Source organism: Candidatus Cryptobacteroides sp., from assembly GCF_056207615.1.
On record NZ_JBAEER010000048.1, the window covers coordinates 1 to 8499 of the forward strand.

Here is an 8499-nt window from a genome sequence, read left to right on the forward strand (position 1 = left end):
AACAAGGGCATAGAACAGCCTGTCTGCGTACTCCTGTCTGCCCGGAGACTTGGCTGATTTGTTATTCTCAATGATCCGATCTTCCATGATGGTAATGAATTACCATGCGAAGATCAACAATTAACAAAGACCCGTCAAGACGTCCCCGCGGAGGCGCTTACTTTCTGTTATCTTTTCTTTCCATATTGAATATGTGTCAGGGATACACTAGCGACGCCTGTCCCAAACAGGACGGTCAGTATGGCCGATGAGACGTACAGGATCCTCGCCGAAACAATAGGCGTAATCCCATACCTCGATGTTGTGATAGGTGTTGACGACCCACTTGGTGAGATTCTCCCAGTCACGGGAAATCTGAGAACGAGAAATCTTGATGCTCATAGTCCTTGCGTTTTTGATTATGATGCAAAGCTAGAGCATGCTTGTCCAATTTCGTTGGACAATACGAATAGAGAAAAAATTATTTCAAAAAATCGGTGATGATTGCCTTCGTCTCCTTGAGGTGACTGATCATAAGATGGTTCTCACCCTCGATCAGATGCAGGGTCGAATTGACATATGTGCTGTCGTACTTCTCGCTGCACCAGAGCGGAACCGTGCCGTCCTCGGTGCCATGGATGATGCACACCGGCCCCTGGAACTTCGCTGATGTTCCATAAATATCCAGCTCCTGAGAACTGAGCATGTACTCGCGTCCCACCTTGTAGAAACCGAAGCACTTGATGTATTCTGGCGGATTCTTTGGGTCGAAGCTATTCTTGAAGAAATGTCCGCCCTGACACGCCTCCTTGATCACAGAACCCGGTGCAAGCAGTATGACGGACTCCGGAGAATCGCCCTCAGATGCAAGTTCACCGGCGAGCATGCTGGCAATGACTCCGCCCTGGGAATGGCCCAGAAGGCTTATTCCGCGTACATAAGGAAGCGATTTCAGATAGTCCCATGTCGCCCTGGCCTCCTGCAGTTCTCTTGGGATAGTCATGTTCACCTTCTTTCCTTCGCTCTTTCCATGACCGCCGAAATCGATGGCGATGGAACCAATCCCATGCTCTGCAAGCTCATGCGCGATACCTGGCATAGGAGGATAATCCTTGCTGGAGAAGATTCCATGCATGAGTATCACCATCCTGCAGCTGTCGGTATCGGGATTGAAACCATCCGGAAGTACGGTCTTGGTCGCGATTCCGCCCTGGGGGCCATGTACGATATACTGCGGTGCACAGGCAGTGAGAGTGAGAACGAGCGCGATAGATGCTATGAGAAGTCTTTTCATGTTTGGTCAAGTTTATGGAGCTTATCTGTATAGTGCAATCGCGATTGCACAGAGTAGGATCACCGCCGCCATCACCGTATCGACGGCTTTCTGATGGTTGGTGAACAGGGGCTTCAGCAGTGATCCGGCAAGGAGCCACGCAAGGTTCGCGAGCGGTCCCGCGATCAGCAGCCATGCAGCCACCTTGTAGAGATCGACGAGCTTGTCGGAATACGGGAGCACGAAGGTAGAATAGACCGTCAGCTCGTAGATTATCATCTTCGCGTTGGTGAACTGGATGATGAAGCCGGATGCGAAGGTACATGAGGAATCCGCTCCCCTTTCCTTCACCTCGGTATTGAATATCACCCACGCAAGATATATCAGATATGCCGCCCCGACATATTTAAGGTACACGATATAATCGCCCAAGGCAAGGCCCACGAAATGGGCCAAGGTACTGGCAATGAGAGCCATCACACTGAATCCGCAGAGCATCCCAAGCCACATTGGCATGGACCTCTTCCTACCATGTCTGAGTGCGCAGGAAAGCGCATACAGATTGGCAGGGCCTGGAGTGTAACCCACTGCAACAATGGACAAAAGAAATGAGGCTAATAAGTGTGTCGGCATATATTTATCAAATAACGCAAAAAAAGAGAAAACTTCATAATAATTTTTCACTATATTTGTATGGTGGCTTTTTGGAGCCGGAACTTCAACCTTGAAAGAAATGAACAAGACGCAGAAGATTCTCCACATAGTCCTCGGTCTGGCCTTCGCCATCTATGTCATTGCGAGCATAGAGATGATAAGGCACGACGTCAAGATAATGAAGGCGGAGATCGATGGACTCTACAACGTGACAGACTGGCACGAGGAGGAGGAAGCAATGTTCCTTTTCGACGAGGATGACGTCCACGAAGAAACCACACAAGCCACAGAGTAACACTGGAATGAAGATCTATGTAGCAAGCAGCTGGCGCAACCAGCACTACCCTGCAGTCGTCACCGCGCTCCGCGAGGCCGGTTTCGATGTCTATGATTTCCGCAATCCAGGCGAAGGAGAGGACCCATTCAAATGGCAGTATGTCGGAGAGGATTGGATGGAATGGACACCGGAGCAGTACAGGGAGAAGCTTGAGCATCCTCGTTCGGTACGCCAGTTCGGCAATGACCTCAGAGCGATGGAAAGCTGCGACGCATGCGTACTCGTACTTCCCTGCGGAAGATCGGCCCACACCGAGGCTGGATGGTTCGCCGGACGCGGGAAGAAGGTAGTGGTTCTGATCCCTGAACGTCAGGAACCGGAGCTGATGTACAAGCTTTTCGACAGCGTTACATGCAATATTGAAGAAACTATAGCCGCTTTAGGCAAATAGATAGATAGAACTACAAACTCTAATACTATTAAGATTATGATCAATCAACCAACCGTGAAGCTCGGTATCGTAGGCGTTAGCCGCGACTGCTTCCCTATCACCCTCACCCAGGCTCGTCTTGCTGCTATCATGGCAGAGGTTAAGGCTGCTGGTCTTCCAGAGGTTTACGATTGTCCTGTTACAATCGAGAACGACGTTGACACCTACAAGGCTCTTGACTGGGCTAAGGCAAATGGCATCACCGCTGTCTGCATGTCCCTGGGTAACTTCGGTCCTGAGGGTCCTACTACCTTGTTCATCCAGAAGTTCGGTGGTCCAGCAATGGTACTCGCAGCTAAGGAGGAAGGCAAGGCTAACCTCGCTAACGATCGTGGTGACGCTCTCTGCGGTGTCCTCAACTTCTCATACAGCGTAGGTCTCCGTCGCCTCAAGGTATACATCCCTGAGTATCCTAACGTAACTCCTGCAGAGGCAGTTAAGGAGCTCGCTGACTTCCGCAACATCGCTCGCGTAGTCATCGGCGTGAAGAACCTCAAGGTTATCGGCTTCGGTCCACGTCCTTGGGACTTCCTCGCTTGCAACGCACCTATCCAGCCAATGTACGATCTCGGCATCGAGGTTCAGGAGAACTCTGAGCTTGACCTCAAGAAGGCATTCGACGAGACTGCTTGCAAGACCGCAGAGATCGATGCTGTTGCTAAGGACATGGAGGCTGAGCTCGGTCCACAGCGTAACACCTATCCTGAGATCATCCGCAAGATGGCTCAGCTCGAGGTTACTCTCATGGATTGGTACAACAACCAGAAGGGTGGTTCTCAGTTCGCAGTATTCGCTAACAAGTGCTGGCCAGCATGGCAGCCTATCTTCGAGTTCGAGCCTTGCTACGTAAACTCACGCCTCACTGGTCGTGGTATTCCTGTAGCTTGCGAGGTTGACCTCTACGGTGCACTCTCTGAGTACATGGCAGAGCTCGCAACCGAGAAGCCAGCTACCCTCCTCGACATCAACAACTCTGTTCCAGCAGACGTTATCCCTGCAGGCGCAAGCCTCGCTGGCGCTGACCTCAAGGACCTCTACATGGGCTTCCACTGCGGTAACACTTGCTCTTCATGCATGAAGGACTGCAAGATCAAGTACCAGCTCATCCAGGCTCGTCTCATGAGCCCAGATATCACCAAGGGTACTCTCGAGGGCCAGATCAAGCCAGGTAAGTCTACCATGTTCCGTCTCCAGTCAAACTCTGACTCTAAGCTCGTTTCTTACATCGCACAGGGTGAGTTCCTCGATGTAGATCCTTGCTCATTCGGCGGTATCGGTATCCACGCTATCCCAGGCTTCGCTCGCTTCTATCGCCACGTCCTCGTTGGCAAGCACTTCCCTCATCACGGTGCTTATGCATTCGACCACTGCGGTAAGGTGCTCTTCGAGGCTCTCAAGATGCTCGGCGTTGAGGACATCAACACTCCTCTTCCAGCAGGTCAGCTCTATCCAGGCGAGAATCCATTCGCAATCTAATCGAATTCTTCGCATACAGAAGAGGCCGTCCCTTTTTCGGGTCGGCCTCTTTTTATACCCCCGCTGCTGCCGCAGCTTCGTTTCGATGGGCGTCCCACTACGTTCGGATAGGTGCCGCAACTGCTTTCGAAGGGTGTCTCCGTGTGTGCTGGTGTCTCTGTGCGTGCGGCGGAAGGATTAGGCAAGGAAATCGGCGACTCGCTTGTGATATTCTTCAGGATGGACGAATATGGTCTTGGCATGGCCGACGCCCTCGACTTTCCAGAGTTCCTTGCGGCCGTTGAGCTTGCATGCATGGAGTGAGCACGCCATCCAATATGGGACCGTAGTATCTTTGGTTCCGTGGATGAAGAGCATAGGAACCGTACTCTGAGAGACAGTCTTGATAGGCTTCACCATCGATGGGAACCATACCAGACGCACCGCATTGACCAGGCCGAAGCCGAAAGCACCGAGCATGCCGGGCATGTGCATATGATAGAACTGATCCACGATCTCGCTATGCAGGGATGAGTATCCGCAGTCCTCGACGACCTCGGTGACGTGCTCATTCAGGGAGCAGAGCATCGCAGTCGCCGCGCCCATGGACACTCCGTGGAGAACAAGATGCTTCTTCGCAGCCTCCGGGTAGAGTTCAATAGCCTTCTCTATCCACATCGCGCAGTCCTCCTTCTCCTGGAATCCCATCTGGGTTGCATCTCCCTCGCTGTCTCCATGGTGTTCCCAGTTCGGAATCAGCACATCGTATCCCATCTCGAGGTACATCTTCGAGTAAGGCATCATCTGGAGAGCGCATCCGTTCTGGCCATGGAGAAGCAGAACCACTCCGTTGCTATCCTTGCCAGGAGCAGTGTGGTATGCCGTGACCCTATGATGGTCCTTGTTGGTAAGAGCAATCTTCTGGTAGGTCGCATCAGGATTGGGTGCAGCGCCGGTCTGGTCGCATACGTTCTCCCTGATCCACCCGGTGATACCTGGGCAGCTCTTTTCCATTTTCTCCATGTAGGCCTCGCTGAACTTGCCGAGCGGGTCCTTGAAGACCATTTTCCTATTGGCGTGAAAACCTATGACCAAGCTGACCGCGAGTATCGCCACCAGCACGAGAATTATTATCAATGCAGTTGTATTCATACAACAAAGATAATCTATCTCGTGCCTTTTTGGTATAAAAAACATCGATTTCTACATCGGCATATTGCCGTGCTTCTTCGGAGGATTGCTCTGATTCTTGTTGCGGCAGCACTCGAGAGCCTTGATGATGGCCTTGCGGGTATCGGAAGGCTGGATGATGTCATCCACATAGCCGAGCTCGGCAGCGCGATACGGATTCGCGAACTTCTCCTCGTATTCCTTGATACGTGCGTCGAGAGTCTCCGCTGGCTCCTTGCGGTAGAGTATGCTGACCGCTCCCTTCGCACCCATAACTGCAATCTCCGCGCTTGGATATGCAAGGTTGATGTCGGCACCGATCTGCTTCGAATTCATCACGATGTACGCTCCGCCGTAAGCCTTCCTGGTGATGAGGGTGATCTTAGGAACCGTAGCCTCCGCGAACGCATATACTATCTTCGCACCATGACGGATGATACCGGCATGCTCCTGCCTGATTCCCGGAAGGAAGCCAGGAACGTCCTCAATCGCCACGAGAGGAATGTTGAAGCAGTCGCAGAACTGTATGAAGCGCGCAGCCTTGTCGCTTGCGTCGATGTCGATGGCACCGGCAAGGTACGCAGGCTGGTTCGCGACGAAACCGACGGTCCTACCGGCCATGCGTCCGAAACCCACCACGATGTTCTTCGCGAAGTCCGGCTGTATCTCGAAGAAATACTGCTGATCGCATATCGGTTCGATGATGTCCTTGATATTGTATGGAATGTTCGGATTCGCAGGTACGACATTGTCGAGCTCATGGCACTCGCGGGCGACATCGTCTGATGCCGGACGGACAGGCGCATCCTCCATGTTGTTGGAAGGGAGGAAACCGACCATCTCGCGTATGGTCATCAGACACTCCTCGTCGTCATGGCACACGAGCGAACATACACCCGATTCCTCGGAATGAACCCTCGCACCGCCGAGAGTCTCCTTGTCGCAGTCCTCGTCGGTGACCTGCTTCACGACGTTCGGTCCCGTCACGAACATCTGGCTCTCCTGGTCTACCATGAGGATGAAGTCGGTGAGTGCAGGAGAATAGCATGAGCCACCGGCACATGGTCCCATGATTGCGCTGATCTGAGGAATCACGCCGGAGGACATCACGTTCCTGCGGAAGATCTCGGCAAAGCCGGTGAGGCTCTCGACGCCCTCCTGGATTCGTGCTCCACCGGAGTCATTGAGACCGATAATAGGTGCTCCACACTTGAGAGCCATGTCCTGCATCTTCGCAATCTTCCTTGCGTTCGCAGCACTGAGCGAGCCGCCGAGCACGCTGAAGTCGAAGGCATATACGAAGACATTCCTGCCATCTATCTTACCGTATCCGCATACAACTCCGTCGCCTGCAATCCTCTTGTTTTCCATTCCGAAGTTCGTGCAGTTGTGCTTCACGAACCTGTCCACCTCGACGAAGCTTCCCTTATCGAGAAGTATGTCAATCCTCTCATATACGCTCAGTTTCTTATTCTCCATTTCCGTATATTTTCGTCATTTTGGATGCCATTTTCCTATTTCTAGGCATCCATTCATTATTATAACAAAATTGTTATTATAATAACTATTTTGTTTATGTCTTTATCTTACAATATCCTTCAATGTTTTCCTAAACTATTCCTTTAAGAAAACTCTATTCTCCTACTCCGAAGCACTCCCGTCTTCGAACTTGAGCGAGATCAGTACCTGATCCGCCATAACGTTATCCCCCTCGGAGCAGTTCACACTCTCCACGACGCAGTCTCTCGAAGCCTCTATACCACTCTGCATCTTCATAGCCTCAAGCACGATCAGGGTCTCCCCCTTGCTCACCTTCTGGCCCGGCTCCACGAGAAGCCTGATGACCTTCGAAGGCATAGGGGCAGTGATCTTGTCGTTAGGTCTGTCGAGAGAAGACTTGCGGCGCATCCTCATATACTTGGCCTCCGAATCGAGCATGTCTATGTCGTAGACCGAATAGTTCAGACTGACGCTGTAGTGCTTGCTCCCGTTCTCGTGCACCACGAAAGGATTGTACGAAGTACCCTTGTGAAGGATGGAACACTGTCCGCTGGTGAACATGCACACATCGATGTTGTAGACCTTTCCGTCCACATCAATGCTGACCTTGTTCCCGTCCTTGGAAAGGAGCGTCACTTCCGCGAGCCTGTCGCCTATCTTTATGTCCATAGTTATCTTTCTTTTTTTGGTTAGCGACCCAGCCGCAGCCGAGCCATATCCGGTCAGACACGAAGCACTCCCTTCTGGAGTCCGAATGCACGCCAGCGGCTGAGCGCCGAACTGCTGTCCTGAATCTCCGCCGAGTTCTCCTCGTAGTTCATCAGGTAGTCCATGTATGCAGCGATGACTGCTATGTCCTCGGAATCCGTGTGGTATCCGCTGCGCTTGCGGAGTCGCTCGCGGTTGGTCTCGATGAACGAGGTATCATAGCAGCCCTTCTTGAACTGAGGGACGTCAATGATTCTGCGCAGATAGCGAATGTTGGTCACCAAGCCGATGACCTTGTACTCATAGAGTGCGCGGCGCATCCTCTCGATCGCATACTCGCGCTTTGTCGCCCAGACGATGAGCTTGCCGATCATAGGGTCATAATGGACAGGAATCTCATATCCCTGGTATACGGACGAGTCGATCCTGATTCCCTTTCCCTGCGGCTCGATAAGCTGGTGGATCAGGCCTGGCGATGGTCGGAAATCATTGTCGGTGTCCTCTGCGCAGATACGGCACTCGATCGCATGTCCCCTCTGACGTATGTCCTCCTGGCGGTAGCACAGCGGCTCACCGGCCGCAATCCTGATCTGCTGCTTCACGAGGTCTATACCGCACACCTCCTCGGTGATAGGATGCTCGACCTGAAGCCTGGTGTTCATCTCGAGGAAATAGAAATTCCCATGCTTGTCGACCAGGAACTCGATGGTACCGGCTCCGACATAGCCTACGTGCTTCGCAGCCGCAACCGCAGCTGCACCCATCTTCGCGCGAATCTCGTCGCTGATGAACGGGCTCGGGCTCTCTTCCACTATCTTCTGATGGCGGCGCTGCACCGAGCACTCACGGTCGAAGAGATGGATCACGTTTCCGTGCTTGTCGCCGAGTATCTGGAACTCGATGTGGTGCGGAGACTCGACGAACTTCTCGATGTACACGGTACCGTCGCCGAATGACGAGATGGCCTCGGAGCGCGCCGCCTCGCACATCGAA

Annotated in this window: 9 protein-coding genes and 1 pseudogene; 3 read left to right on the forward strand and 7 right to left on the reverse strand. The window is 52.6% G+C overall.

All coding sequences use genetic code 11. From position 1 onward, the window contains the following. Positions 1-207: 207 nt before the first annotated feature. The 3 genes from AC06ND_RS02955 to AC06ND_RS02965 form a co-directional block, all read right to left on the reverse strand. On the reverse strand, positions 208-381 hold the full coding sequence (locus tag AC06ND_RS02955; protein WP_475677506.1) for a hypothetical protein: 174 nt from the start codon (positions 379-381) through the stop codon (positions 208-210). 79 nt (positions 382-460) lie between these two features. Continuing rightward, positions 461-1273 (reverse strand): alpha/beta hydrolase, encoded by an 813-nt coding sequence (locus AC06ND_RS02960; protein WP_475677507.1) that lies wholly within the window; start codon positions 1271-1273, stop codon positions 461-463. 21 nt (positions 1274-1294) lie between these two features. Next, the gene (locus AC06ND_RS02965; protein ID WP_475677508.1) at positions 1295-1855 is read right to left on the reverse strand and encodes a LysE family transporter; all 561 of its coding nucleotides are present in this window, start codon (positions 1853-1855) and stop codon (positions 1295-1297) included. Between the two features lie 130 nt (positions 1856-1985). Between AC06ND_RS02965 and AC06ND_RS02970 the strand changes: the two genes are divergently transcribed. Genes AC06ND_RS02970 through AC06ND_RS02980 form a run of 3 tightly spaced genes read left to right on the forward strand, consistent with a single transcriptional unit; the run spans position 1986 to position 4149 of the window. Beyond that, entirely contained in the window at positions 1986-2201 is a 216-nt protein-coding gene (locus tag AC06ND_RS02970) for a hypothetical protein (RefSeq protein WP_475677509.1), read from the forward strand. A 7-nt stretch (positions 2202-2208) separates the two neighbouring features. After that, positions 2209-2634 carry a hypothetical protein gene (locus AC06ND_RS02975; RefSeq protein WP_475677510.1) on the forward strand — a complete coding sequence of 142 codons (426 nt, stop codon included), beginning with the start codon at positions 2209-2211 and terminating at the stop codon, positions 2632-2634. Between the two features lie 36 nt (positions 2635-2670). Continuing rightward, positions 2671-4149, forward strand: coding sequence for an L-fucose/L-arabinose isomerase family protein (locus tag AC06ND_RS02980; RefSeq protein WP_475677511.1), 1479 nt, complete (start codon positions 2671-2673; stop codon positions 4147-4149). 177 nt (positions 4150-4326) lie between these two features. Here AC06ND_RS02980 and AC06ND_RS02985 read toward each other — a convergent pair whose 3' ends face one another. The 4 genes and pseudogenes from AC06ND_RS02985 to AC06ND_RS03000 all read right to left on the reverse strand — a co-directional run. Continuing rightward, positions 4327-5193, reverse strand: a complete 867-nt coding sequence (locus AC06ND_RS02985; RefSeq protein ID WP_475677512.1) for an alpha/beta hydrolase — start codon at positions 5191-5193, stop codon at positions 4327-4329. A 138-nt stretch (positions 5194-5331) separates the two neighbouring features. Continuing rightward, positions 5332-6765 (reverse strand): annotated as a pseudogene (locus AC06ND_RS02990) (acyl-CoA carboxylase subunit beta); the annotation flags it as partial. A gap of 174 nt (positions 6766-6939) precedes the next feature. Further along, positions 6940-7467 carry an acyl-CoA carboxylase biotin carboxyl carrier protein subunit gene (locus AC06ND_RS02995; protein ID WP_475677513.1) on the reverse strand — a complete coding sequence of 176 codons (528 nt, stop codon included), beginning with the start codon at positions 7465-7467 and terminating at the stop codon, positions 6940-6942. Positions 7468-7520: 53 nt separating this feature from the next. After that, positions 7521-8499 (reverse strand): ATP-binding protein (locus AC06ND_RS03000; RefSeq protein ID WP_475677514.1); only part of this gene is annotated, 979 nt, incomplete at its 5' end.

Excerpts from the sequence above, each read along its gene's own strand:
- AC06ND_RS02955 (WP_475677506.1), bottom strand. The coding sequence starts at position 381 with ATGAGCATCAAGATTTCTCGTTCTCAGATTTCCCGTGACTGGGAGAAT.
- AC06ND_RS02960 (WP_475677507.1), bottom strand. The coding sequence starts at position 1,273 with ATGAAAAGACTTCTCATAGCATCTATCGCGCTCGTTCTCACTCTCACT.
- AC06ND_RS02970 (WP_475677509.1), top strand. The coding sequence starts at position 1,986 with ATGAACAAGACGCAGAAGATTCTCCACATAGTCCTCGGTCTGGCCTTC.
- AC06ND_RS02975 (WP_475677510.1), top strand. The coding sequence starts at position 2,209 with ATGAAGATCTATGTAGCAAGCAGCTGGCGCAACCAGCACTACCCTGCA.
- AC06ND_RS02980 (WP_475677511.1), top strand. The coding sequence starts at position 2,671 with ATGATCAATCAACCAACCGTGAAGCTCGGTATCGTAGGCGTTAGCCGC.
- AC06ND_RS02985 (WP_475677512.1), bottom strand. The coding sequence starts at position 5,193 with ATGGTCTTCAAGGACCCGCTCGGCAAGTTCAGCGAGGCCTACATGGAG.
- AC06ND_RS02995 (WP_475677513.1), bottom strand. The coding sequence starts at position 7,467 with ATGGACATAAAGATAGGCGACAGGCTCGCGGAAGTGACGCTCCTTTCC.